We start from the raw sequence: 24,749 nt of genomic DNA, 5'->3' as shown, positions 1-24,749 counted from the left end.
CGATGTAATTGTTGATATAAATCAGCAATCGTCATCATACCACAGTTACAGCTATAACGGGTTGATTTTAATAGGAATGTCAGTGGCATTATCCGAATAGATGTTCCATTTCAGGAAAGAATAGCAGTAATCCAAATGAGATAAATGATCATTAGAATACTGTCAACCAACATATAACTATTCAGAGGGAGCATACATATGCAGGACGAAGAAATCATACTTGAAATTCAAAGAACGTCTACTCGAATTAAGACGATGGATGATTTAGATAAGATCGTTCAGGCTGTTGGCGATCGCGAGATCGTATTGCTGGGTGAGGCTTCGCATGGGACCTCCGAGTTTTATACACTGAGAGCAGAAATTACGAAAAGACTTATACAGGAGAAGGGATTTTCCTTTATTGCGGTTGAAGGAGATTGGCCGTCTTGCTTTACATTGAACCGATACATCAAGCATAAAGCAGATGCGCCTTCGAATGCACGGGAAGCACTGAAGGATTTTAATAGATGGCCGACATGGATGTGGGCTAATGAAGAGGTAGTCGATTTAACCCAGTGGCTTCATGAATATAATAAAAATAAGAAAGATAAAGACCAAATTGGATTTTACGGCATTGACGTCTATAGTCTATGGGAGTCGATGGAAGAAATTATACGTCATCTAACAGAAATCGATTCTCCTGATTTGGCAATAGCACAGAAAGCCTTCGAATGCTTCGAGCCGCATGGACGTGAACCACAGGCCTACGGAGTTTCCGCTAGCTTTCTATCGGAGGGCTGTGAGGAGGAAGGCGTTAATTTGTTGCTTACGCTTCAGGAGAAGAGAAAAGCAAGCGGGTCTCAGGATGAGTTATCGTTAAATGATGAGATCAACGCGTTAGTTGCGGTAAACGCTGAGCGCTATTATCAATCGATGGTTCGCGGCGGACCTGATTCTTGGAACATCCGCGATCGGCATATGGTTGAGGCATTATCTCGAATTAAGGCGTTTCACGGTCCGCATGCGAAGGCTATCGTATGGGAGCACAACACACATATCGGTGATGCTAGAGCTACAGATATGGCAGCTGATGGAATGGTCAATGTTGGACAACTGGTTCGAGAGAAGTTTGGTCAGGAGCAGGTATACGCAGTAGGCTTTGGGACGTATCAAGGAACGGTCATCGCTTCTGATAAGTGGGGTGGTGACATTGAAGTTATGAAGGTTCCACAAGCGATATCTGGCAGCTGGGAGGCTTTGCTGCACCAAGCTGGGGATCATGATAAAGTGATCATTTTTGATGAAGAAAGTAAGGTTCTTCACCAACCGCTTGGACATCGGGCAATTGGTGTGGTTTATCATCCTCATTATGAGCGTGGAAATTATGTACCCTCCATACTTCCAAGCCGATATGATGCATTTATCTATGTAGACCAGTCGCGAGCTCTGAAGCCACTTAAGCTGCCTGTAATGTATTACTGATATCATAATGAAAATGCCAGCAGGAGATGAGACTCCCCTGCTGGCATTTTCATTTTCAATAAAATATGCAAATATCCCCATAATTAGATTTACCTAGTGTAAAATAAAGTGAGCGTTGATCTAATCACTTTGCTAGCTTGGGGGGATATCAATGAATGTATGGATTCGCATAGTTGAATTAGTGCTTGGAATCATTTTCCTAGGAGCAGGCTTAAATGGATACGTTGTGTTATTTGGGTTTGAAGCATTTGCTCCAACTAGTCCAGCTGCAATGGAGTTTTTAGGTGAGGGTTACTTCTTAGCGTTGGAAAAAGGAGTAGAGATCATAGCTGGAGTCTTATTAATCATACGCCGCTTTGTACCACTAACTTTAATCGTCTTAGCAAGCATCATCGTAAATATATTAGCCTTTCATCTATTTGTAGATTCCGATTTACTAGCTTTAGCGATACTGGTTACGATATTGGAAGGAATTTTAGTTTGGTTCTATCGCGATCGTTTTAAGGGACTAATGGAGAGTAGAACGAACATCAATAAATAATATACCTAACTATGTATAAGAGCACTACCTCAAAGGTCGTGCTCTTATATATTTCCAGCTAGATGACGCTCACTTTATTTCTTCTTTGATCTCTTCTGAGTTGATTTTGTAAGATCTGCGATCTCTTGAGCAAACTCTTCCTGCACTTCGTTTGGAGCAATTTTTTGATTACTTGGTGTTTGAGGCAAAGAACTCTTGTTTTTACTATGTCCCTGGTTATTATTTCTTCCCATATTCAACACTCCAATCTATGTGGTTGTCTATATTTTGTAACGATGACGCCTTATTTATTACCGAGACAAGCTAACATTATTTTCATTTGACATTATAGATAAAGGGTTTATTATATTTGTATATTCAAAAAATCAAATATACAAATATACGGTTGCATGGAGATGAGTTGGATTGTTAAAATTGGGGAGATTCAATGATTACTCGATGGAAAAGCTTCGTAGGGATTTGATTTCAGGGTGTATTGTTGGGGTTATTGCCATTCCGCTAGGAATGGCTTTTGCAATCGCATCAGGTGTGAAGCCAGAGTATGGTATCTATACTTCCATTATTGCAGGTATTTTAGTATCCATTTTTGGTGGTTCGAAATATCAAATTGCAGGACCTACGGGTGCATTTATTCCAATTTTATTAGGGATCGTCATTAGCTATGGATATGAGAATCTGTTGATTGCAGGATTTTTAGCCGGCATAATCTTGTTTCTTATGGGGTTATTTAGACTAGGAGGGCTGATCAGATTTATTCCGCGGCCCGTCACAATCGGCTTTACAACAGGAATTGCCGTTACGATCTTTTCAGGACAAATCAGTAACTTTTTAGGACTTACTGGTCTGGAGAATCATGAGTATTTTATAGACAAGATGAAGGAAATCTTCATTCATTTGGATACTATTAATATGTACAGTATCCTTGTAGCTGTTATCGGCCTCATTCTTATTATCGTAACGAATAAATTTCTGCCTAAAATTCCGGGAGCGCTTGTCGGGTTGATTGGATCGAGTATTGTAGCAGCAATATTCTTTCCTGATCAATTAGCTACGATAGGCTCATCCTACGGCGAAATTCCACATCAATTACCAAGCCTACAGTTTCCTGAGATCACGTGGGAACGGATTAAGCTGCTCATTGGCCCTGCATTAGTGATAGCTATGCTAGGCAGTATAGAGTCATTATTGTCTGCTGTAGTAGCAGATGAATTAACAGGGTCAAAGCATAACAGTAACCGTGAATTAATGGGTCAAGGTATTGCTAATATAGTCTCGCCCTTATTCGGAGGCATACCTGCGACAGGAGCCGTTGCTCGTACGGCAACGAATGTTAAGAGTGGGGCAGCATCGCCTGTATCTGGTATCGTTCAAGGTTTAGTTGTGTTAGTTGTTCTGCTATTGTTAGCACCCTATGCATCAAATATCCCTTTAGCTAGTATGGCACCGATTCTTATGGTCGTCGCGTGGAATATGAGTGAAATGAAGAAATTTGCTCAAATATTAAAAACTAAGACATGGGATGCCATCATCCTTGTAATTATATTTTTATTAACGATATTCGTTGATTTGACGACCGCTGTTGGTGTTGGTCTATTACTCTCAATGATGATCTTTGTTAAAAGAATGAGTGAGCTGCATGTTGTATCTAAAGTAATTCCAGAAGATACGAATCATCGTCTGGTAACAGCGCAGAGCTTAAGTGAAGAAGAGGATGATTATGCGCAGATCAATATTTGCAACATCGATGGACCGCTGTTTTTTGGTTCTGCACAGGTATTCGAAAAAGCAATACAAGAGGTTGTTCACCCTAACACAAAGATACTAATTTTACGTTTAAGTAAGGTGCCTTATATGGACACGAGCGGTGAAACTAGTCTCTCGCATATCGTACAATCGATTAAATCGAGCGGAGGAATGGTGCTAGTATCAGGTTTACAGGATCAACCGAGAGAAGTCTTGAAAAAAACAGGATTATATGATGAAATTGGAGAAAGTCAATTTTATGCACATACGGTCGATGCTATAAACGTTGCTCTAAGTAAACTGAGCTTAAACGAAGATAGAAAAGCAGTAAAAGGAGAAGATGATGAATTTAGAGTTACAAAAGTTTAAAGCCGATTTCTTCAAAGCACTTGCTCATCCTTTACGTATAAGAATATTGGAGCTGCTTGCTGAGGGAGAAAAAAATGTAAATGAGCTTCAAACATTGATAGGCTCTGAAGGCTCAGCTGTTTCGCAGCAATTAAGCATATTGAGAAGTAAAAATATAGTATTCAGTAAAAAAGACGGAAACCGTGTGCTCTATTCATTACGAGATCCCATGATTATTGATCTACTGGACATCGCGCGACAAATTTTCAACAATCATTTAATTGAGACGATTTCTATGTTAGATAAATTCAATGATGATGGTGAAGCAAGTGGGAGCTAAGCTTGATGAATAAGCAGCTGGACATATTAAACGCGAAGCGGAGAAGATGCCTTCTCTGCTTTTTTACGTAGGGCAATTTTAAATACCTTCGTTAACATGATACGATGAACTTATCGTGGGCAGTAACGGAGTGGGAGTGATTACAACTCGAGCTTACTTCGAGATTACATAATAGAGAGGATGAAAATCATAGTGGCAAACACAGATAAATTTGAAATGATTGCGCAAATGTATGACACTCCAGAAAGAATTCAGATCGCTAAAGTAGCCTCAGACGCTATTCGTGGTTACGTCAAGGATGCCAAGGACAAGAAAGCGATTGATTTCGGATGTGGAACCGGTCTTGTAGGAATGAACTTGTTAGATGAATTTCATTCCGTGCTTTTTCTAGATACATCACTAAACATGATTGAGCAAGTGAAACAAAAAATAGCTGATTTAAACATCCAGAATGCGGATACGCTATGCTTTGATTTTGAGCAAGATGCTCTGGCTAATGTAAAAGCAGATTATATTTTCATGGCACAGGTTTTGCTTCATATTCCTGACGTTGAAGTCGTACTAGCTAGACTATTCGATGTTCTGAATGAAGGAGGGCATGTAATCATCGTAGACTTTAACAAAAACGAAAATGTCATGTCGGACCTCGTTCATAACGGCTTTGATCAAGCAGAGCTTACAAAAATGATGACTAAGATCGGATATAGCGATATTCAATCTGAAACGTTCTATAAGGGAAGTAATCTATTCATGGGTCAGGACGCAACGATGTTCGTACTTGATTCTCAAAAAGCATCAACTTAGTATCTCATCGTATTAGAATTAAGGATTACACCATCTAGAGGAGACACCGAAATGACTGTGGAAAAAAACAACAAGTTTATTATACTAGCTGTAGCAATAGGCATTATTCTTAATCCGTTAAATACAACGATGATTACAGTAGCCATACCAGCCATTCAACAGAGCTTTCAGCTGAGCTCAACAAATGTCTCATGGTATAAATAAGGTCAGCCATCAGGGCTGGCTTTTTTCATTTCATATGGCTTGGTGAGCAGTTGATAATAGGCGTTGAATGACTGTGGAAATGTTAACGAATATTTGATTATTTTACAAGGTATAGGAAGATAACATAAGCTATAATATAGTAAATGGATAATATTACATATAGTAAACTGATACAGTACGAACCTTAGGCCTATTATAAATGAAAGAGGAAGAGTATCTAATGATTGATAGGGAATTAATGCATCGAAATAAAGCATTGTTCATACTTATATGCGCCTTTTATAGTATACAAGTCATCATCAATATTTTCATTGAAGGACTGGAGAGTGTATTTCCTCCCGCTTTTCTTTTTATCGTATTTGGTAGCGTTCTAATACTTTTGATCCACAAGAAGATAAAACCGAAGATTACAATGTATGTAACGATAAGCTGTATGTATATTTACTTTTATTATTTACTTAGCGATTCACCGTATTTAGTTAATTATTTATTCATGTGGTTAGCTCTTCCTCTAAGTGCAATCTATCAAAGCATACGAGTCGTAGTGCTAGCAGGCATTGCTTCGATCATACTCACTCTTTACGCTTTTTTTCATCTTCATGAGCATATTTTTCCGAATGTCGGCAGAGAAGATCTTGTTTATTTGGTACTGTTTGCCGTGTTCATTGCGACCTTTATCATCGTCGCTATACGTAAATTGAGAGAAGCGAATGCCAAGCTGCAGCAATTAGCGTATCATGATGCGCTAACTGGAGCGGCTAATCGTTTACAGCTTAAGGATAGGTTTGATCAGCTAAAGCATAAACATGTCGATTCTATAGCCGCGTTATTCATTGATATGAATGACTTTAAAGAAATAAATGATACCTATGGGCATGAGGCTGGAGATCAGTTACTAGTGAACATCGTCTCAAGATTAGACGGTGTACTGCGAGACACAGATTTACTTTGTCGTCTAGGTGGAGATGAATTTGTAATTTTATGTGCAGATATTGACCATCCACAGCTAGAAAAGCTTTCAGAGCAAATTCAATCTGCATTGGAAAGACCAATGATATGTAATCATCATGTCATTAATGTTTCTGCAAGTATTGGATGGTACCACACGACAGAGGTTTCACATACGGACCTAGAGATGCTGATTAAAGAAGCAGATCGAGCAATGTACAGAGCTAAGGGTGTATCATGATCAGAATAGAGGTATACAACGTTTAAGGAAATAAATGGGGCGCTTACCTATGCGGTAGCGCTCTTTTTGTTGCTAGCAACGTAAGTTTTTATTATTTCTTGACCGGCGTCAATTTTATTTTTTTGATCATTCGATAAGATAGAGACAACCAAGAGGCGAACAGAATAGAGGAGGGAAGCAGAATGATGAAGGCCATTAACCGTTACACAAACAAGCTCACACTGCTGTCAGGGATGCTTATTGCGGTGGGCTTCATACTTATGGTCATGCAGCAGCAAGTGGGCTGGAGTAATGGATTTCTCATTGCTGCTACTGTCATCGGGGTTGCTCCCGTTGCAATGAAAGCATGGCAAGCCGTCAGACTGCGTACCTTTAGCATAGAATTGCTCGTTACGTTTGCCGTAGTCGGTGCGCTTTTCATTCGCGAATACGTGGAGTCCTCGATTGTAACCTTTCTGTTTTTATTTGGTGCTTATTTAGAGAATCGTACGCTGCAAAAAACGCGCTCATCTTTAAAGCAGCTCATCGATATGGCACCGCAAGAAGCTCTATTATTACATGAAGATGGCTCTCGTAAGCTTATCGGTGTCGAGGATGTGAAGGTAGGAGATCAGATTGTTGTTCTGCCAGGTGGGAAAATTCCAGTCGATGGAGTTATAGTGAAGGGTCGAGCCTCCATTAATGAGGCGGCAGTTACTGGTGAATCCGTTCCAGTCTACAAATCGGATGGTGATCGTGTATTTAGCGGAACTATTCTAGATACGGGTTATATCGAACTGATAGCCGAAAGGGTAGGCGATGACACGACGTTTGCCAAAATTATTGAGCTTATAGAGGAAGCGCAGGATTCACAATCGAAGACGGAACGCTTCTTAGATCGTTTTTCGAGCTATTATACCCCTGCCGTCACACTATTAGCGATACTAGTTTATATTCTGAAAAGCGACCTACATCTGGCCATCACCTTTTTAGTTATTGCGTGCCCCGGGGCACTTGTTATTGGCGCTCCTGTATCTAACGTGGCTGGTATCGGCAATGGTGCCAAAAACGGTGTGCTGATTAAGGGTGGAGAAGTAATGGAGAGGTTGGCGAAGGTCGATACATTAGTATTTGATAAAACCGGAACGCTAACGAAAGGCAAGCCTGAAGTAACCGATGTGCATACTTTCGGGGCTAAGACAGCTATAGAAGTTTTGGCATACGTAGCGAAAGCGGAAACGGTCTCGGAACATCATCTAGGTCAGACGATCGTCAAGACTGCGGTGAATCGTGGTGTAGATCTTAGCTCGTATCAGCTTACGGATAGTGAAGCCATTAAAGGACATGGCATAGTCGCCACGGTTAACAAGCATCATATCGTAGCGGGGAATAGAAAGCTTATGGATGCGCGGCAAATTGACATCGATGCGCATGCAGGCCAGTATGCAATCAGCCGGGAATTGTTAGGAAACACCGCGGTATTTGTAGCGATGAATGGCGTGCTTGAAGCCATCATATCGATAGCAGATCAAATCCGAGATGATGCGCATGAGGCATTAGCGATGATGAGAGCGAATGGCGTGAAGCGAATCATTATGCACACTGGCGATAACCGTCATACGGCAAAAGCTGTCGCTAATCAGCTGGGTATTGATGAGTTTTATGCCGAGCTGCTGCCGAGCGATAAGGTTGCTTATGTAAATAAGCTGAAAGAAGAGGGTGCTATTGTCGCCATGGCTGGTGATGGAGTCAATGATGCCCCCGCGATTGCTGCAGCAAATATAGGAATCGCGATGGGTGAGGGTGGGACGGATATATCTATGGAGACTGCTGATGTGGTGCTCATGGCGGATAAGTTTTCACAATATGCTCATGCCTATGTGTTATCTAAGAAAGCGATACGTAACATGCGTCAAAATATAGCGATTGCTTTAGCAGTTGTAGTGATCCTTCTGGTCGGTGTTCTTGGCGGGCATGTGCATTTGGCAAGCGGTATGTTCATACATGAAGGCAGCGTTCTTGTTGTTATATTGAACGCGATGAGATTAATCAGCTTCAAAGCAAGTAAAAGTAGGAGAGGAACTAGCCACAATCGGTAACTGCATTGCTGGGATGGAAGTAAGGTATAATGAGTTTACGGAAATTTTGAACGATACTAGGCAAAAAAATGCAACTATACACAACAAAGAAGATATTTATTAAGCCGTATTGCGTACGTAAACCGTTAGAACATATGCTCAACCTGAAGGAGGGTTCACCTGTATGGGAAAGGATGCTGGACAATCTGGACATAACTATAGGGATTGTATTCGATTAGTACCAATCTTTAATCACTTAGAGGATCAGGACATGGACCGCATCGTAGGATCTGCACAAACCAAGCAAATTAAAAAGGGCGAGATGCTATTCCGTGCTGGTGACAAGGATGATGTGCTATATATCATTCACACCGGAAAAGTAAGAGTTTACAGACTATCTGATACAGGCAAGGAGCAGCTTGTTCGTATACTGAATCCCGGTGACTTTACAGGGGAATTGGCGATATTCAGGCCAGGAGAAGTACATGAGAATTACGCCGAGGCGATGCAAAATACATCTATTTGCTTATTTAATCAAGCGGATTTGTTGGAATACCTAATAGAGTTTCCGCAAATTTCATTAAAGATTATTGCAGAGATGACTTCGAGGCTGAAGGAATCTGAAAAACAAACGGCACAGGTCTTTACGGAAAGTGTGGAATCCAGAATTATATCGTTTCTATTAGATTGTTTAGATAGCAATAGTGGGAACAGCCCAATCATTAAGTTGCCTATCTCAAAGAAGGATTTGGCATCCTACCTAGGGACGACACCAGAAACGATTAGCCGAAAGCTTGCTCATCTTGAGCAGGAGAATGTAATTGAACTGCTGCCTAAAAATAGCATTAAAATTTATGATTTAGATCAATTGCTGCTGTACGGTAAATAATACAGCCTAAAGGAGGAGATTAAAATGAAAAAAGCAGTTATGCAGCTTGAAGCGTTAACTTGTCCATCCTGTATTAAAAAGATTGAAGGGGCTCTCAGCAAAATGAGTGGAGTGGACGATGTTAAGTGTCTATTCAACGCGAGTAAAGCTAAAGTCGACTTTGATGATTCAAAGGTAACCGCTGATCAGCTGAAAGAAACAGTCGAAAAATTAGGCTATGAAGTGTTAACAATTAAGACAAACTAAGGTTTGCAGGGAATGACGAATTGGATAACATTATAAAAACGGCTTTAATCCCAATAGAACAAGGATTAAAGCCGTTTAATGTAACTACTTAGATCGTATCTTTACCGCCATCGACAATATAGGTTTGACCTGTAACGTAGGATGCCTCGTCTGAAGCTAAGAAGCAAACGACATTTGCAAGCTCGGAAGGCTCACCAATACGACGCATCGGAATAGCCTCCGAATATACTTTTAGCATATCATCGTCTACGTCTTTTAGAATACCCGTATTGACTACACCCGGAGAGATTCCATTAACGCGGATGTTTTCACGAGCATAATCGTGACCAGCCTGACGAGTCAGCATGAGCATCGCGCCTTTTGATGTTACATAGGCTGGAGAACCAGGCGTTGCATGACGAGATGAAATGGATACCGTATTGACGATGGAACCGCCACCATTTTGTCTCATATAAGGAACGGCATGCTTCATACCGAAGAATGGACCGTTGATGTTAATAGCCATGACACGATTCCACTGTTCCTCTGTATACTCTTCAATGTTGGCATAAGCACCAAGAATTCCAGCATTATTACATAGAATATCCAGCTTGCCAAATGTATTTACAGCCGTTTCAATTAAGCTTTTTACTTCTGCTTCTTTGGATACATCGACCTTAACAGCCTTTACCTTGTCACCAAAGGTTTTTTCAAGCTCAAAAATGCTATCTGTAATATCCCCAGCGACTACCGTTGCGCCTTCGTTGACAAACTTCTCAACAATACCATAACCAATACCTGATGCAGCGCCAGTTACAACGGCTACTTTGTTCTCTAGTCTCATCTCGAAAACCTCCTCAAAGGTGTATAGAATAATGTGTCTAAACAATGAACACCTTTAGGTTAGCATAGTATTCAAAAATTAAATGGACAACAGGGCTTGAAATGAGGTTTAACCAACACTTAAAGTAAAAGTGATGTTTATTTTTATTTGTACACCATGAGAGGAGGGGCCGATTACGTGAGCTATAAAATAGATAGAAGGATAAAAAAGACTAAAGCCGCTCTCAAGAAAGCATATATTATACTAATGGAGCAATTTACTGATCAGGAAATTACCGTTTCGATGATTGCGCAATATGCCGAACTAAATCGATCGACCTTCTATACGTATTATTCTAATAAAGAAGAACTACTAGAAGAAATTCTATGCGATGTATTGGAAGGCTTGAAGTCGGCTATTATGCTGCCATTCCATGTGAGTGAAACGATTAATGTAAATAAGCAAGCTCCGACAACGGTGTTAATCTTTGAATATATAGAAAGTAAAAAACGGGTATTTTATGCGTTGTATCATGGTCATGTGGAGTTTAAGACGAGGCTAGAACAATTATTTTTCGCTTTATTTTCGGAGGACATTAAGATGGAGATGCAATCTCCAATTGGCGAGGTAAATTATGATATGTTCCTGCGATATCAAACCAATGCTACGCTTGGCTTGATCTACTACTGGATTGAAAATAATTTTTCCTATTCCACTAAGTTTATGATGGACCAGCTTACTGTTTTCTCAAATACACAAATTATAAACCTAAGAAGGTTATAATATTAGAATGATGGACCGCCACTGTTAAACTTTGTGTGTTTAACAATGGCAGTCCATGTTATACGACGTGCGTTCAGGATATTCAACTATTCTACTTCAATCTCTTTAATCGTTTCTCCTGTAATAAGTTCAGGCTGGTAATAGGTTTTGGTCGGCAGATCCTTTTTACCCTGTAACGATTTAATAACCCAATCTGCGGCATCGCGCCCCATCTGCTCTTGCGGGTGCGTCAGCGTCGTCAGCTGTATATTGGCATTTTTCGCGATATAGGAATTGTCTTGACCAATAATTGATAAATCATCTGGGATAGAGATGCCTAGCTTTCGGCAAACATTTACGACTTCAAGCCCCACCTCGTCGTTGTAGCAGACAATCGCCGTCACATCATCTCGATTGTCGTTCAGATACACTTCCAGGTTAGCGGACAGGTCGGCTTTAGTGGCAGTATCGAAGGAGAGCACATGCTCCTGTTGAAACCTTAGTTTTGCCTCCCCTAAAGCTTTAATAAATCCCTTCATTCTATATTTCCCCTGTAGATCGTCCATTTTGGCAATGATACCGATCTGGGAATGACCCTTCGTAATGAGCTCCCGAGTTGCGAGATAACTAGACTGCACGTCATCCAAGCAGAAGAAAGGAACCTCCAGCTCTTCGTAATAAGCATTAATCATTACAAGCGGTACATCCTGCTCCTTAAAGGATAGGTAATAAGCGATGTTTGGATTGTAAACATTGCTTCGAGTTGGCTCTACGATTAGCCCGTCCACACCATACGACAGCATCATTTCCAAGGCCTTTTTCTCTTGTTCGATATCATTATTTGTGCTGGCTAGCAACAGAGAATAATTATCTTCATTCAATCGGCTTTCAATGCCGCGAATAATTGAAGGAAAGATGTAATCAGAGATATAAGTTGTAATGACCCCAATCGTCTTATTCATCGATCTTACACCGGCTTTGGAGCGGTAATGAGTGCTAACATACGTACCAGATCCCTTCTCGCTGCGTAGGAATCCTTCATTAGATAGCTCTAGAATTGCTTTTCTAACGGTTTGCCGGCTAACCTGATAGTTTTCCTGCAGCACGTACTCCGAAGGTATTCTATCACCGGGCTTGTATGTTCCCGAGAGGATATGGCTTTTTATATCATCAATAATAAGCTGATACTTTGGCTTCATCATTTCACTACTTTCATCATTGTTCAAGAAGTTGTACGTACATATTTTAGCACAAATTGTACAGGTTGCAAGTGCTGTCATGCTGAGCTATGCATGGGACCGTACATATTTATGCAATAAGCTCGAAAAAACAACAAATGAAGACAAGCTAACGAAGTGCAGCAATTATGTTAGTATAACTAAGGTATTGTATTGACAAATGTACGTACAGAAAATATACTAAGGCTGAAAAGATTATCTATTATAGAAAGCGCCTTCTTTCGGTTGAAATTCATAGGTTGTATAAGCGTAGCGAAGTCGATTTGAAGGTCGAGCTTATATGAATGACATAGGAAATGTAAAACGACAAATAGAGAGGGGATGTATATGATCATGAGTCATGTAGACTTGAAGGAAGCGATAACGAGAGGGGAAACCTCACTGGGCATCGAGTTTGGTTCTACACGAATCAAGGCAGTACTGATCGATCGTCGATTCGAAACGATTGCATCAGGCAGCTTCGAATGGGAGAACCAGTTGAAGGACGGGTATTGGACATACAGCCAGGAGGAGATTATTACAGGCCTGCAAACCGCTTATCGCGCTATGAAGCAGGAAGTACAGGAGCGATATGGAGTAAAACTTCAAACCGTTGGCTCGATTGGTTTCTCTGCTATGATGCACGGCTATATGGCATTCGATCAATCTGGAGAGCTGCTTGTTCCGTTCCGTACGTGGCGTAATGCAACGACTGGCGAGGCGGCAAGAAAGCTAACGGAGCTATTCCAGTTTAACATCCCTGAGCGCTGGAGTATTGCACATTTGTACCAAGCGATCTTAAACCAAGAGGAGCATGTGCCTCGTATTGATTATTTAACGACGCTTGCTGGATACATTCACTGGCTGCTAACAGGTAGTAAAGTCATCGGAATCGGCGATGCTGCTGGCATCTTCCCAATCGATGAGGCTACTCATCATTACAATGCGGCAATGATGAAGCAATTTGACGAGTTAACTGCGGCCAATGCGTATCCATGGAAGCTTGAGCAGCTTCTTCCGAAGGTGCTTCTCTCTGGCGAGCACGCAGGTGAGCTAAGCGCTGAAGGAGCAGCTATTCTAGATCCTGCGGGTGATCTACAGCCAGGTATTGCACTTTGTCCTCCGGAGGGTGATGCAGGAACGGGTATGGTTGCCACCAATAGCGTTAGAAAGCGCACGGGCAATATTTCCGTAGGGACTTCCGTGTTTGCGATGATCGTACTAGAGAAAGATTTATCGACGGTGTACCCAGAGATTGATATGGTGACAACACCTGACGGTAGTCCAGTAGCTATGGTACATGCCAACAACTGCTCAAGTGATCTTAATGCATGGATGGGACTGTTCCGCGAGTTCTCCGAGGCGATGGGCTATGGTGCAGATTCCAATAAATTGTTCAGTGTACTGCTGAACAAGGCATTAGAAGCTGACCCGGATGGAGGCGGATTGCTTAGCTACGGCTATCTATCCGGTGAAAATATAACGGGAATTGACCAGGGGCGTCCGTTGTTCGTACGCTCGCCTGAAAGCAGCTTTAATCTAGCTAACTTTATGCGTACTCATATCCTGACAGCCTTCGGAGCACTGAAGCTTGGCATGGATATTTTGACCGAGAAGGAAAAGGTAGCGATTGATAGTATATTGGCTCATGGCGGGTTATTCAAGACTCCTGTAGTGGGACAAAAAATATTAGCAGGTGCGCTTAATATTCCAATCACCGTCATGTCTACAGCCGGTGAGGGCGGGGCATGGGGAATGGCAATTCTCGCTTCTTATATGGTAAACAAGGATCAAGGAGAAAGCTTAGATCATTTCCTTGAGCAGAAGGTATTCAAGGATGCAGAGGGACAAGAGATTACCCCAGATGTCGTCGATGTTGAAGGCTTCCAAGTATTTATGGAACGTTACGTAGCAGGTCTTGCTATTGAACAGGCGGCAGTAGATCATCTGCTAGAGAACGGGAGGAAATAACGTTGTTAGAACAATTAAAAGAAGAAGTATATGAGGCTAACCTCGAATTGCCCAAGCACGGGCTAGTTAAATTCACTTGGGGCAACGCGAGCGCTGTTGATCGTGAAAGCGGCTTGTTTGTCATTAAGCCAAGTGGAGTGAGCTATGAGACGATGAAGCCAAGTGATATGGTCGTTGTTGACTTTGACGGTAATGTCGTTGAGGGGGACATGAGACCATCCTCCGATACAGCTACGCATGCGGTGTTGTATAAGCACTATCCGCAAATCGGCGGTATTGTACATACTCATTCGACATGGGCAACGATCTGGGCGCAAGCAGGGCTAGATGTACCTGTGATGGGCACGACGCATGCGGACACCTTCTACGGCGCAGTGCCTTGCGCACGCTTTTTGAAGCAAGAGGAGATTGACCGCGGATATGAAGCGGAGACAGGGCATGTCATTATCGAGACCTTCGAGCAGCGTGGTTTAGATGTGATGGCGATTCCAGCAATCTTGCTTCAAGGCCATGCGCCATTCACTTGGGGCAAGGATGTAAAGTCTGCGGTAGTGAACAGTGTTGTGCTGGAGGAAGTGTGCAAGATGAATCTATATGCACGACAATTGAACAACTTCGCGAAAGAACTGCCACAGGGTATTTTGGATAAGCATTATTTGCGGAAGCACGGGAAAGACGCCTATTACGGCCAAAAATAATAGAGGTTATTCAAAAAGTTCAACTTTGATCACGAAGCAAGTACTGAATGGTTATTCGGCATCGAATATTGAATTCAGCCGAGCTTTCCGATGCTCACGTACCAATAACGTACGCTGCGCTTCTCAAGCTCTAGCTTCTTTCAATCTTCTCGGTGCTGAAAGCCGAACTTTTTGAACCTTTATTGAAGTGGTCGTTCAAAAAACCATCAATCATAGAAAAGAGGATGATTCATATGTCAACAGCTAAACAATTTTGGTTTGTCGTAGGTTCGCAGCATTTGTATGGGGAAGAAGCACTTGCAGAGGTTAAGGCGCATGCACAGACAATGACGGATGCATTGAATAATAGCGGTGTGCTTCCTTATCCACTTGTACTGCAGGATCTAGCGGTAAGTGCAGATAAGATTACAAGCATTATGAAAGAGGTTAACTATCGTGACGAGGTAGCGGGTGTCATTACGTGGATGCATACTTTCTCACCTGCAAAAATGTGGATTCGTGGTACGAAGCTGCTGCAAAAGCCTTTGCTTCACCTTGCAACACAGTACAATGAAAGCATTCCTTGGGCAACGATTGACATGGACTTTATGAACCTGAACCAAGCTGCTCATGGTGATCGTGAGTATGGCTTCATCAATGCCCGCTTGAATAAGCAAAATAAAATCGTTGTCGGCTACTGGGAGCGTCCAGAAGTGCAGAAGCAAATTGCAGACTGGATGGATGTAGCGGTTGCTTACAACGAAGGCTTCAATATTAAAGTTGCTCGTTTCGGTGATAACATGCGTAACGTTGGTGTTACCGAGGGAGATAAAGTAGAAGCGCAAATCCAGTTTGGCTGGACGGTCGACTACTATGGTATCGGGGATCTTGTTCAGTACGTGAATGCCGTTACAGAGCAGGAAATCGACGCTTTGATGGCTGAATATGCTGAGCTATACGAGTTTGATTATGGCACAAACAGCAAGGAAGCTTGGGAAGCTAGTGTAAGAATTCAAGCTAGCTACGAGATTGCGCTTAAACGCTTCCTTGATGAAAAGGGCTATAATGCCTTTACTACAAACTTTGAGGATTTGCATGGCATGAAGCAGCTGCCTGGTCTAGCTGTACAACGTTTAATGGCACAGGGCTATGGCTTTGCTGGTGAGGGTGACTGGAAAACTGCTGCACTTGATCGTTTGATGAAGGTGATGAGCCGCAATCAAAACACAGGCTTCATGGAGGATTACACTTACGAGATGGCTCCTGGACAGGAAGCTATCCTGCAATCTCATATGCTTGAGGTGGACCCATCCTTGGCAAGCAACAAGCCGAAGATTATTGTTTCACCGCTTGGAATTGGCGATCGTGAAGATCCAGCTCGTCTTGTATTCGACGGCAAAGCTGGCGAAGGCGTTGTAGTATCGATGGCTGACTTCGGTACGCATTACAAGCTGCTTATTAATGAAGTGTCTGCATTCGAGCCGACAACTCCAGCTCCTAATCTACCAGTTGCACGTGTGCTATGGACAGTTAAGCCAAACTTCCAGGACGGCGTGAAGGCTTGGATCGAGAATGGTGGCGGTCACCATACTGTCGTTTCCTTGAATCTAACGACAGACCAGATCGTAACCTATGCTAAGCTGGTTAACCTGGAATACGTCGTTATTAAATAACACGTCCTTCAAGCTTGAAGGCAGAACAATAGATAACAAACATCGCTCTTATATATAAAATGAAATAAAACCGTTTCTCCTTAAGGGGTGCCTAGTGCACCTCCTTTTGCAGAAACGGTTTTTTCTATCTTCTAATACTCTCCCTTAATGACAAAGAATGAGCCCCGAATAGTTCCGGCTAACTTAGACTTCATCTTGGCAAATTTGAACTTTTTCTCCTCTAGCTCCTTCGGAATATCCATTCCTTCAGAAAGCTTAAAGCCAACCGCGCGCTTAGGTTTAGGACCATCCAACGTATATAACACATTAAGCGCTAGACCATCCTCGTAAAAGACATACGTAAACCTAATGTTTTCTACCTGAAAGGTGGATGTTTCTAAAGGCTTGGCAGCGAACTCTATTTTACGCTCCTCTTGCAAAATGCAATTCACATAATCGAGGGCTTCCTTGCTTTCGCTAGCCGGTACGACGGCAAATTCATGCTTGTATTTGTTCATAAAGTAGCGGGCTTCATTAGCGCGTAAGCCAGCAAGCGCTTCTGCTACGGGAGATGATTCTAGACCAACGGTAGATACATTCTTAAAATCAACAAGATATGACATCGACAATCCACTCTCCAATCTTATTTCCTAACAACAGGAATCCACATCTCGCCGTACAATACGCCATCTCGCTCACCCATCTGAACGGCTGTATTAGGTCCGCCAACGTATGCAACATTCGTTGCTTCAGGCAACACTTGACCAAAAGCCTTGCCGGTCAGCAAATGATTCAATTCATCAGCCGTATTCGCTTCTCCTTTAACAACGACATATTCCCCTTTAGGAAACTGAATAACTCTAGTCGCTTCAGGCAACGTTACATCTGACAAAACACCTGCATAATGCATCATTTTGTTATTCACTGCCTCGTTTACGACAAAGATGTACTCATTCGCAGCTACAGCCTTTAGCTTATCAAGCGTTCCGTCTTGTTTAATGGTCTCCCAGAAGTCTGACTTTTCCTTGTTGATGCCTGCATAGTCTGTGTAGTCGCTCTTAAGCTCAACCCCAATTCCAAGTACTGTAAAGCTCTCTTTTTCCTCTAACGTATAGTTTGCCATCGATAATCCCTTCCTTTTTCTTAAATTGGTTTCATGTAGTTATTTTCTTTTGTTAGGTTTATAATAGCGTTAAATCATGTCAAAAAGTGATACTGTTTAGGAGGCTCGATGAAAAAAGTTGAACGAATTAATACGATTATGCGTTACGTCAACAACCGTGCCCACTTTACGATTTCCGAAATTATGCAAGAATTCAATATCTCCCGTTCAACAGCGATTAGAGATATTAAAGAAATTGAAGCCATGGGGATGCCGCTAGTTGCGGAGGTTGGAAGAGATGGCGGTTATTTTGTTATGAATAACACGCTTCTGCCTACCGTTCGCTTTACAGATAATGAAGTTAAAGCTCTTTTTATTGCTTTTATGGCTACGCGTAATCAACAGCTTCCTTATCTACAGAATCGCCATTCGATTGCAGAGAAGCTGCTCGGGCTCATCTCACAGCATCAGCAGGATGATCTTGTGATACTAAACAGCGTGCTACTTTTTAGCAGCACAAACCCGCACAATCCTGACTTGCTTGATCTGTCAGATTTTCCTCACCCGATGCTAGAAAAGCTAATTCAAACGCTTCTATTGGATCGTTCTTTAATGCTTTCTATTCAAGAAGGGGAAGTGGTTAACACCTATCCGACCTACCTACTGCACCTTTATCAAGAGAAAAGCTTTTGGCTCATAGAAGGCTTTGATCTAGAGGAAGAGAGAAGAAAAATTTATAAGGTAGATCATCTTATTGATGTTCAGCTATACGCTTCCAAAAAAAGATTTAGTAAGAAAAAGATCTTAGAAAAGCTTAGCGAGCAAGAAGAGACGGCTAATCTTATAATCGAGCTTGGTCCAAAAGCGATTGCCCAATTCAAAAAGTACCACCCAATGAAGGCATCGATTAACTATACAAATCCTTATCAAACTACAGCTATCTTAAGGACATATGTTAATTTAAATCATGCCGAAGAAGTGACTGAAATAACGAATTGGATCTTGTTTCTAGGCGGAGATATTAAGGTCAAGCAAATCCCGCAAGAAGTAATAGAGACTTTAAACGAGAGAATACGTATATTCTGCCCATAATTAGTGCGCATTAGAAGGCGTCAGATGTAATTTATATAAGAGAGGATAGGCTTGATACATCGAGCCTATCCTCTCTCTTTTTTGTTGAGTTTCACAGTTCTTTTAGATCCCAATCTCTATATATTCTAGTAAAATAGTACCAAACTTCACGAGAGACCCATTCCTTAGTCTTACCCCTTCTCGACAAATGAGTATATTTGACCTACTAATTTAATTGGAAGATTCAACTATAATGAAAGAATACATATTTCAACAAAATTCAACAATTACACTCAGAAAAGGTGATTTCAACTATGTTTTCTCCGTTCAAAAAGAAGAAGAGTAGTCTTGAGCAGGAGCATTCGCGAGAGGACCTCGGCATTAGTGGGGACTTGGAAGAAACACAAAATGAAGCGGTGGAGTCGGTATATTCGACTAATTCCGAAACGAATGAAGAGACTCTAGGCTCATTTTTCAACAATAAAGGTCATATGGATAAAAGCACGCTTGATCTAGTCATCGCCGTAGAGCAGATGGTTAAGGCGAAGCAGCATGTTGAGCTGAATTATAAAGAGATGCAGGATCGCTTAAATCAAGCGAACGGACAGAATGACCGAATGAACAAAGACTTGAGGAATTTGGGTAAGGTCATCGAGGATCGTGAGAAAAGCATTATGGAGCTAGAGCGTAGGCTATCAGATAATAATCTGAAGGTTGATCAGATGATGGAGGACTATCGGGAGCTACATACTACGCTATCTGGTGAGATTGAGCAGCTAAAGGGTGTCATTGAGCTTGAACGACAAAACTACGCAGGCTTGCTTCAGAAGCACAATGAGACGACTGCCGATAAGACGAAGAGGATTAATGAGCTTGAGGAGAAGAATGTGAGACTTGAAGCTGAGCTCAATCAAATGAAGCAGAGATCTGACGCCCTTCGCCAGGAGAAGGAGCATCTCCTTAATATTGTAAATGACTTTACTAACCGTCTGACATCTCCTTATGCATCGAATACAGGGGCTAATGAGGGAGCTTGATTCGATTAGAATACTATCGGGTTCGGGGAAGAAAGACGGGGATGGAATGGAAACATACAACACGCAAGTCGTCGAGCTGCTATCACTCGGGAAAACGATAGACGGTGTCAATCAGATGAAGCTCATCGTTACTCAAGAGGAAAGGCAAGCTACGTATGAGATAAAGATCGATGAGTTAACGTATCAGGGGCTTGAATCGTTAAAGCCATGGATCGGAGACAGAGTTAGACTATCTCCCTATGCCAAATGGGATCCATACCAAAAAACCTTTTACAGCTCTCTAATCAAAGGTTCAGGTGTTACTCGGGATATTCAGTATTTTCCATGCACCGAGCATTACATACAGCAATTAACGCATCTTAGATCCTTCCCACTTACTCTGAAGAACGAGGAAGAACAGGGAGTATCGAATGCAGCTCAACATGATCACGAACACGTACACCAAGCACAATTTCTAAGGATTTTCTCTACACGCACGTCAAAGGTATCGATGATCGTAATGATTATATTCAGTATATTGGCGGTATTCTCTACCAGCTCGCAAGGCAAGGGCGATTTAGTGCGAAAGCTTAGCGAGCCCATTGGTATCGTGAAGGCAGAGGTAACAACGGAGCATTCAGAAGCAATTCATGACCAGGGCATCATAAATGATGAGGCGGGTATAGATCTAGTGCAGAATGACGATATTATTGCAGATCCTTCTGACGTATTAGAGGTCTCGATGCAATCTAGTAGCAATCCACTTCAGGGGGACTATGAAGTTTTTGAGATCACTGAGGAGATGAAGCTTTTTGGACTACCGGAGCAATACGTCGCATTAACCTTTGATGATGGTCCGTCTGCGCTTACAGAGCAGATTGTAGATATTTTGAAGGAACAGAACGTAGCGGCGACGTTTTTATTCGTAGGACAGAATGTGGCGCGCAATTCGGATGCTGTGACCTATGCGCTTGAGAATGGAATGGCTATTGGGAATCATTCATGGGATCACAGTGTGCTAACTAAAGCTGACGCACAAAAACAGCATGAGAATTTAATGAAGACAAACGACGTTCTGGAATCGTTGACGGATCATGCCATTACTTTGTTTCGCCCTCCATACGGTGAGGTTAACGATAAGCTTGTGTCAGAGGCAAAGAAGTTGAACATGAAGACCCTTATGTGGAATCGAGACCCGGAAGATTGGAATGCGAAGCATCCAGAAGACATTATCCGATATTTTCATCAGGTCGAAGCTTCAGGTGGTATATATGTGCTGCACGAGGATAAAAATACGGTCGAAGCATTACCCGAAATTATAAAATACTTAAAAGAAAAAGATTTAAACTTTGTCACTTTTAAATAATTCCTCCCTATTGACGAGAATAGTGTAATTTTTGGTATTATTATTCTGTTCGAGTGTATTTTTATAAAGCTTTATAAAAAAATGAAATCTCCAAGATCAGTTTTACGTATACGTATTATTTCTAAGCAAACAATACGTATACGTTGCTGTATCTACACTGGTTGGAGAAGGGAGAAAAAAAGTTGGATTCAATATGGTTAGAGTATGCGTGGGCTTTACTCATTCTAATCGGTTTGGAAGGTTTGCTGTCAGCTGACAACGCACTTGTTTTAGCGGTTATCGCGAAGCATCTGCCTGACGATCAGAAGAAAAAAGCGATTAATTATGGAATTATTATGGCCTTTGTTTTTCGGTTTGCCGCTTTATTTGCCATTTCTTTTATCGCAAATGTATGGCAGGTACAGGCAATCGGTGCAGCCTATCTTTTGTATTTGGGTTTGAAGCACATTATTAAGGCTAAGTTCGGTAAGAAGAATGAGGAAAATCGTAAGGAAACAGAGAAAGAAGCAGCGGGAAAAGGCTTTTGGCCTACGGTAGGTAAAATTGCATTAGCGGACCTTGCTTTTGCGATTGACTCCATTCTAGCTGCAGTAGCGCTTGCGCTTGGACTTCCAGATTCACCGCTTGGAGAGTTTGGAGGCATGGACGGTGGACAATTTATAGTCGTCGTGCTTGGTGGTATTGCGGGCTTGATTCTAATCAAATTTGCAGCGACCTGGTTTGTTAAGCTGCTTGCAAAACGTCCAGCGCTTGAGACAACGGCATATGCAATCGTTGCGTGGGTAGGGGTTAAGCTAGCCATCATTACACTCGCTCATGGGGATATTGGAGTGCTAGATCCTCATTTTCCTCATGGTACGTTATGGACGTCCATTTTCTATATTGTGCTAGTTGCGATCGCGCTATTAGGATGGTTTGCTCCTAGCAACAAGGTTCATAAGGCAGACCATGCTTAATCAATAAGCTGTATGGTTATACGAAAATTAAAAGGTACTCCTTGGCGCTGATTCTAATAATTAGGTCTTACAATCTGATTACAGGATGCAGCACATGAGAGTGCCTTTTTTATTGATGTTATGCATAAGATAAATAAGTGACAAGCAACTAGCCTAGTTGAAATGGGTAGTTCCTCGGATAATGTCGATAAATAAACGTTGACTGAACACATATTTATTATTATCATTATCGATAACAATAATAAAGGATGTGGAGAAATAGTGAAGCAGAGATTTGTAAAAACAGCAATGGCTGTTCTACTATCAGGTCTAATCGTTACGTCAGCTGTACCTGTTACCGTAATGGCTGATTCGCCTGCAGCCAGCTCAGTGTCTAATCACACGTTTGTCAGCGTTCAGTTGAATGAGTCAGAATTGAAGAAGTTTGCAGAACAGTTCTTCAGCAAAGCAAAGCTAGAGGAATGGAATGTACCAGGTGCAATTATCTCCATTGTTCAAGGAAACAACGTATTATATCAACAAGGCTTTGGTGAAGCGGATGTCGCAACGAAAACAGCTGTGCTTGCAGACAAAACACTTTTCCGTACAGGATCAATTGCTAAGCTTGTCACCGCTACTGCTCTTATGCAGCTTGTTGAGCAAGGCAAGATTTCACTTGATGCAGGGGTGAATGACTACTTGCCAGAGCCATGGATTCAATACTCAGAAGAGAATCCTGTAACGATCGCACATTTACTTACTCATACAACAGGCTTTAATAACGGTATGGATATACGTCCTGGAGATATTTACTATACACTTGACGATTATTACGATCTGGAGAGCTATGTGAAAGCTAGCATTCCTAAAACTGTGCGAAAGCCAGGAGAAGTGTTTATGTATGACAATTTTGCATCGATGCTACAAGGCTATATCGTTGAATATGTTAGCCAACAAAAGTTTGAAGACTACGTGCAGGAGCAAATATTTAAACCGCTTAGCATGGAGCACTCTGGCTTCCGTCTAACACCGGAGATTGCTGAGGGCATGGCAACTGGTTATATGCCTGACGGGCAGCCATACCCACAATATAGCATTAAGCCGTCCGATCATCCTCATGGTGGCTGGTATACAACAGCAGCGGATGCTGCGATTTTTATGATGGCACATTTGAATGAAGGCAGCTATCAGGGAGTTCGTATTCTAAAGCCAGAGACAGCAAAGCTTATGCAGGAGTATCAGGTATATATTCAGCCGGGCAAGCCTGTTATGGCCTATGGCTTCGAAGCATCTATGTATCCACAATATGATAATGGCCAGCGTGTTATTGCTAAAGGTGGAGATATTCTCGGCTTCAGCTCCTACATGTGGCTGCTTCCTGAGCATGAGATCGGGGTATTTGTGAATGTGAATGGAAACAATGGGATGATAAGAGAAGAGTTGTATCGTGAATTTATGCAGACATTCATTCCGAATATTGGGGAACAACATCAACAGCTCAATACGTCACAAGAGGAATTAGCTAAATTCGAGGGTACCTATACAGATCTGAGATTGGACAACTGGAGATCTAAGATTAAAGTAACTGGTGACGGTAAGCTAAGCATGGAGGATACTATGCTTGGTAATATTGAATTTACACAGGTTGACCCGATGACCTTTATTGATGATGAGGAAAGAGAGCTTGTCTTTAAGAACAATGCTGCAGGCGAGCCGCATTACTTTAAGTACAGAAACGTTGGGTATTCAATCCGCATTGAAGAAAAGATCTATGCAGATGTAGCAAATGACCACGTCTATGCTCCGTATATTTACGATCTTCAAAGCTTTAATATTTTTGAGGATGTTCAGGAGCTCTTCCGTCCTGATGATGTAATTACTCGTGGCGAATATGTTGCTTATTTCATACGTTTGTTAAAGCTTCCTCTATCTGAGAGTGAGGCTATGTTCGTAGATACAAAGGGTCATAAGCTGGAGAAGGAAATTCAAACAGCTTTGGAGCTCGGGCTATTAAAAGGGATGCCGGGTGGAAGCTTTGCACCAGATGAACCGTTAAAGCGGCAGGAGGCTGCTGCTATCGTATATCGTTTGATGCAGCTGCAAGGGGCAGGAGTAGCTCCTCAGGCTAAACTCAAGGATACACCATCACCTTGGGCAGCAGACGCAGTGAATATGATGCTTCTGGCAGGCTTCTACGGACCAGAGGTTTCTGTCGATGAGGATGGAGACTGGAATTACCGACCGCAGGACACTATGCTTCGTAAGGAAGCGGCGGCGATGCTCGCAAAGCTCGTCCAAGTTCCTCAGCAATAAAATAAGCTTCCCTAGTTGCTCTCGGGATTGACTGAACTATATT

At 42.0% G+C, this 24,749-nt stretch carries 24 protein-coding genes; 19 read left to right on the top strand and 5 right to left on the bottom strand.

What is annotated here, in order from left to right; translation table 11 throughout:
* Positions 1-198: 198 nt before the first annotated feature.
* Together M3180_RS08980 and M3180_RS08975 are read left to right on the top strand one after the other, a co-directional pair.
* On the top strand, positions 199-1,461 hold the full coding sequence (locus tag M3180_RS08980) for an erythromycin esterase family protein (protein WP_251667050.1): 1,263 nt from the start codon (positions 199-201) through the stop codon (positions 1,459-1,461).
* 151 nt (positions 1,462-1,612) lie between these two features.
* Positions 1,613-2,002, top strand: a complete 390-nt coding sequence (locus M3180_RS08975; protein WP_251667049.1) for a hypothetical protein — start codon at positions 1,613-1,615, stop codon at positions 2,000-2,002.
* Between the two features lie 74 nt (positions 2,003-2,076).
* Here M3180_RS08975 and M3180_RS08970 read toward each other — a convergent pair whose 3' ends face one another.
* Entirely contained in the window at positions 2,077-2,235 is a 159-nt protein-coding gene (locus M3180_RS08970; RefSeq protein WP_251667048.1) for a YfhD family protein, read from the bottom strand.
* 172 nt (positions 2,236-2,407) lie between these two features.
* Here M3180_RS08970 and M3180_RS08965 point away from each other — a divergent pair, with 172 nt between their 5' ends.
* From M3180_RS08965 to M3180_RS08930, 8 genes are all read left to right on the top strand, one after another.
* The gene (locus M3180_RS08965) at positions 2,408-4,114 is read left to right on the top strand and encodes a SulP family inorganic anion transporter (RefSeq protein ID WP_285855669.1); all 1,707 of its coding nucleotides are present in this window, start codon (positions 2,408-2,410) and stop codon (positions 4,112-4,114) included.
* Positions 4,089-4,433 carry an ArsR/SmtB family transcription factor gene (locus M3180_RS08960; RefSeq protein WP_251667047.1) on the top strand — a complete coding sequence of 115 codons (345 nt, stop codon included), beginning with the start codon at positions 4,089-4,091 and terminating at the stop codon, positions 4,431-4,433. The genes M3180_RS08965 and M3180_RS08960 overlap by 26 nt, the downstream gene beginning before the upstream one ends.
* Positions 4,434-4,625: 192 nt before the next feature.
* Positions 4,626-5,237 carry a class I SAM-dependent methyltransferase gene (locus M3180_RS08955; protein WP_251667046.1) on the top strand — a complete coding sequence of 204 codons (612 nt, stop codon included), beginning with the start codon at positions 4,626-4,628 and terminating at the stop codon, positions 5,235-5,237.
* 51 nt (positions 5,238-5,288) lie between these two features.
* The gene (locus tag M3180_RS08950) at positions 5,289-5,441 is read left to right on the top strand and encodes a hypothetical protein (protein WP_251667045.1); all 153 of its coding nucleotides are present in this window, start codon (positions 5,289-5,291) and stop codon (positions 5,439-5,441) included.
* 220 nt (positions 5,442-5,661) lie between these two features.
* Positions 5,662-6,630, top strand: coding sequence for a GGDEF domain-containing protein (locus tag M3180_RS08945; RefSeq protein WP_251667044.1), 969 nt, complete (start codon positions 5,662-5,664; stop codon positions 6,628-6,630).
* Between the two features lie 182 nt (positions 6,631-6,812).
* The gene (locus M3180_RS08940; RefSeq protein ID WP_251667043.1) at positions 6,813-8,708 is read left to right on the top strand and encodes a heavy metal translocating P-type ATPase; all 1,896 of its coding nucleotides are present in this window, start codon (positions 6,813-6,815) and stop codon (positions 8,706-8,708) included.
* 163 nt (positions 8,709-8,871) lie between these two features.
* Entirely contained in the window at positions 8,872-9,576 is a 705-nt protein-coding gene (locus tag M3180_RS08935) for a Crp/Fnr family transcriptional regulator (RefSeq protein WP_251667042.1), read from the top strand.
* 24 nt (positions 9,577-9,600) lie between these two features.
* A complete protein-coding gene (locus tag M3180_RS08930; protein WP_251667041.1) occupies positions 9,601-9,822 on the top strand; it encodes a heavy-metal-associated domain-containing protein in 222 nt (73 codons plus the stop codon).
* An 88-nt stretch (positions 9,823-9,910) separates the two neighbouring features.
* On the opposite strand, the gene M3180_RS08925 is transcribed toward M3180_RS08930, so the two are convergent.
* Complete coding sequence (locus M3180_RS08925; RefSeq protein WP_251667040.1) at positions 9,911-10,645, bottom strand: SDR family NAD(P)-dependent oxidoreductase; 735 nt, start codon at positions 10,643-10,645, stop codon at positions 9,911-9,913.
* Between the two features lie 177 nt (positions 10,646-10,822).
* On the opposite strand from M3180_RS08925, the gene M3180_RS08920 reads away from it, so the two are divergent.
* Positions 10,823-11,407 (top strand): TetR/AcrR family transcriptional regulator, encoded by a 585-nt coding sequence (locus M3180_RS08920; RefSeq protein WP_251667039.1) that lies wholly within the window; start codon positions 10,823-10,825, stop codon positions 11,405-11,407.
* Positions 11,408-11,493: 86 nt separating this feature from the next.
* Here the strand turns inward: M3180_RS08920 and M3180_RS08915 are convergent, their stop codons facing one another.
* Positions 11,494-12,585, bottom strand: coding sequence for a GntR family transcriptional regulator (locus M3180_RS08915; protein ID WP_251667089.1), 1,092 nt, complete (start codon positions 12,583-12,585; stop codon positions 11,494-11,496).
* Between the two features lie 372 nt (positions 12,586-12,957).
* Here M3180_RS08915 and M3180_RS08910 point away from each other — a divergent pair, with 372 nt between their 5' ends.
* From M3180_RS08910 to araA, 3 genes are all read left to right on the top strand, one after another.
* The gene (locus M3180_RS08910; protein WP_251667038.1) at positions 12,958-14,574 is read left to right on the top strand and encodes a xylulokinase; all 1,617 of its coding nucleotides are present in this window, start codon (positions 12,958-12,960) and stop codon (positions 14,572-14,574) included.
* 2 nt (positions 14,575-14,576) lie between these two features.
* Positions 14,577-15,272 (top strand): L-ribulose-5-phosphate 4-epimerase, encoded by a 696-nt coding sequence (locus M3180_RS08905; protein ID WP_251667037.1) that lies wholly within the window; start codon positions 14,577-14,579, stop codon positions 15,270-15,272.
* Positions 15,273-15,505: 233 nt separating this feature from the next.
* Positions 15,506-16,924: an L-arabinose isomerase gene (araA, locus tag M3180_RS08900; protein ID WP_251667036.1), complete on the top strand. Its 1,419-nt coding sequence runs from the start codon at positions 15,506-15,508 to the stop codon at positions 16,922-16,924.
* Positions 16,925-17,055: 131 nt separating this feature from the next.
* Here the strand turns inward: araA and M3180_RS08895 are convergent, their stop codons facing one another.
* Both M3180_RS08895 and M3180_RS08890 read right to left on the bottom strand, forming a co-directional pair.
* On the bottom strand, positions 17,056-17,526 hold the full coding sequence (locus tag M3180_RS08895; RefSeq protein ID WP_251667035.1) for a DUF8821 family protein: 471 nt from the start codon (positions 17,524-17,526) through the stop codon (positions 17,056-17,058).
* A 20-nt stretch (positions 17,527-17,546) separates the two neighbouring features.
* Complete coding sequence (locus M3180_RS08890; protein ID WP_251667034.1) at positions 17,547-18,026, bottom strand: GyrI-like domain-containing protein; 480 nt, start codon at positions 18,024-18,026, stop codon at positions 17,547-17,549.
* A gap of 108 nt (positions 18,027-18,134) precedes the next feature.
* Between M3180_RS08890 and M3180_RS08885 the strand changes: the two genes are divergently transcribed.
* The 5 genes from M3180_RS08885 (at position 18,135) to M3180_RS08865 (ending at position 24,706) form a co-directional block, all read left to right on the top strand.
* Complete coding sequence (locus M3180_RS08885) at positions 18,135-19,097, top strand: helix-turn-helix transcriptional regulator (protein WP_251667033.1); 963 nt, start codon at positions 18,135-18,137, stop codon at positions 19,095-19,097.
* Positions 19,098-19,390: 293 nt separating this feature from the next.
* Positions 19,391-20,113: an AAA family ATPase gene (locus tag M3180_RS08880; protein ID WP_251667032.1), complete on the top strand. Its 723-nt coding sequence runs from the start codon at positions 19,391-19,393 to the stop codon at positions 20,111-20,113.
* On the top strand, positions 20,100-21,458 hold the full coding sequence (locus M3180_RS08875) for a polysaccharide deacetylase family protein (protein ID WP_251667031.1): 1,359 nt from the start codon (positions 20,100-20,102) through the stop codon (positions 21,456-21,458). The genes M3180_RS08880 and M3180_RS08875 overlap by 14 nt, the downstream gene beginning before the upstream one ends.
* 182 nt (positions 21,459-21,640) lie before the next feature.
* Complete coding sequence (locus M3180_RS08870) at positions 21,641-22,414, top strand: TerC family protein (RefSeq protein ID WP_251667030.1); 774 nt, start codon at positions 21,641-21,643, stop codon at positions 22,412-22,414.
* A 261-nt stretch (positions 22,415-22,675) separates the two neighbouring features.
* Entirely contained in the window at positions 22,676-24,706 is a 2,031-nt protein-coding gene (locus M3180_RS08865; protein ID WP_251667029.1) for a serine hydrolase domain-containing protein, read from the top strand.
* Positions 24,707-24,749: the final 43 nt, after the last annotated feature.

Source organism: Paenibacillus camelliae (assembly GCF_023715345.1).
GTDB lineage: Bacteria > Bacillota > Bacilli > Paenibacillales > Paenibacillaceae > Pristimantibacillus > Pristimantibacillus camelliae.
Note: the sequence above shows the minus strand (reverse complement) of the source record. Positions and strands in the feature narration are given on the sequence as shown.

Excerpts from the sequence above, each read along its gene's own strand:
- M3180_RS08980 (WP_251667050.1), top strand. The coding sequence starts at position 199 with ATGCAGGACGAAGAAATCATACTTGAAATTCAAAGAACGTCTACTCGA.
- M3180_RS08975 (WP_251667049.1), top strand. The coding sequence starts at position 1,613 with ATGAATGTATGGATTCGCATAGTTGAATTAGTGCTTGGAATCATTTTC.
- M3180_RS08970 (WP_251667048.1), bottom strand. The coding sequence starts at position 2,235 with ATGGGAAGAAATAATAACCAGGGACATAGTAAAAACAAGAGTTCTTTG.
- M3180_RS08960 (WP_251667047.1), top strand. The coding sequence starts at position 4,089 with ATGAATTTAGAGTTACAAAAGTTTAAAGCCGATTTCTTCAAAGCACTT.
- M3180_RS08950 (WP_251667045.1), top strand. The coding sequence starts at position 5,289 with ATGACTGTGGAAAAAAACAACAAGTTTATTATACTAGCTGTAGCAATA.
- M3180_RS08945 (WP_251667044.1), top strand. The coding sequence starts at position 5,662 with ATGATTGATAGGGAATTAATGCATCGAAATAAAGCATTGTTCATACTT.
- M3180_RS08940 (WP_251667043.1), top strand. The coding sequence starts at position 6,813 with ATGATGAAGGCCATTAACCGTTACACAAACAAGCTCACACTGCTGTCA.
- M3180_RS08935 (WP_251667042.1), top strand. The coding sequence starts at position 8,872 with ATGGGAAAGGATGCTGGACAATCTGGACATAACTATAGGGATTGTATT.
- M3180_RS08930 (WP_251667041.1), top strand. The coding sequence starts at position 9,601 with ATGAAAAAAGCAGTTATGCAGCTTGAAGCGTTAACTTGTCCATCCTGT.
- M3180_RS08925 (WP_251667040.1), bottom strand. The coding sequence starts at position 10,645 with ATGAGACTAGAGAACAAAGTAGCCGTTGTAACTGGCGCTGCATCAGGT.
- M3180_RS08915 (WP_251667089.1), bottom strand. The coding sequence starts at position 12,585 with ATGAAGCCAAAGTATCAGCTTATTATTGATGATATAAAAAGCCATATC.
- M3180_RS08910 (WP_251667038.1), top strand. The coding sequence starts at position 12,958 with ATGAGTCATGTAGACTTGAAGGAAGCGATAACGAGAGGGGAAACCTCA.
- araA (WP_251667036.1), top strand. The coding sequence starts at position 15,506 with ATGTCAACAGCTAAACAATTTTGGTTTGTCGTAGGTTCGCAGCATTTG.
- M3180_RS08895 (WP_251667035.1), bottom strand. The coding sequence starts at position 17,526 with ATGTCATATCTTGTTGATTTTAAGAATGTATCTACCGTTGGTCTAGAA.
- M3180_RS08890 (WP_251667034.1), bottom strand. The coding sequence starts at position 18,026 with ATGGCAAACTATACGTTAGAGGAAAAAGAGAGCTTTACAGTACTTGGA.
- M3180_RS08885 (WP_251667033.1), top strand. The coding sequence starts at position 18,135 with ATGAAAAAAGTTGAACGAATTAATACGATTATGCGTTACGTCAACAAC.
- M3180_RS08880 (WP_251667032.1), top strand. The coding sequence starts at position 19,391 with ATGTTTTCTCCGTTCAAAAAGAAGAAGAGTAGTCTTGAGCAGGAGCAT.
- M3180_RS08875 (WP_251667031.1), top strand. The coding sequence starts at position 20,100 with ATGAGGGAGCTTGATTCGATTAGAATACTATCGGGTTCGGGGAAGAAA.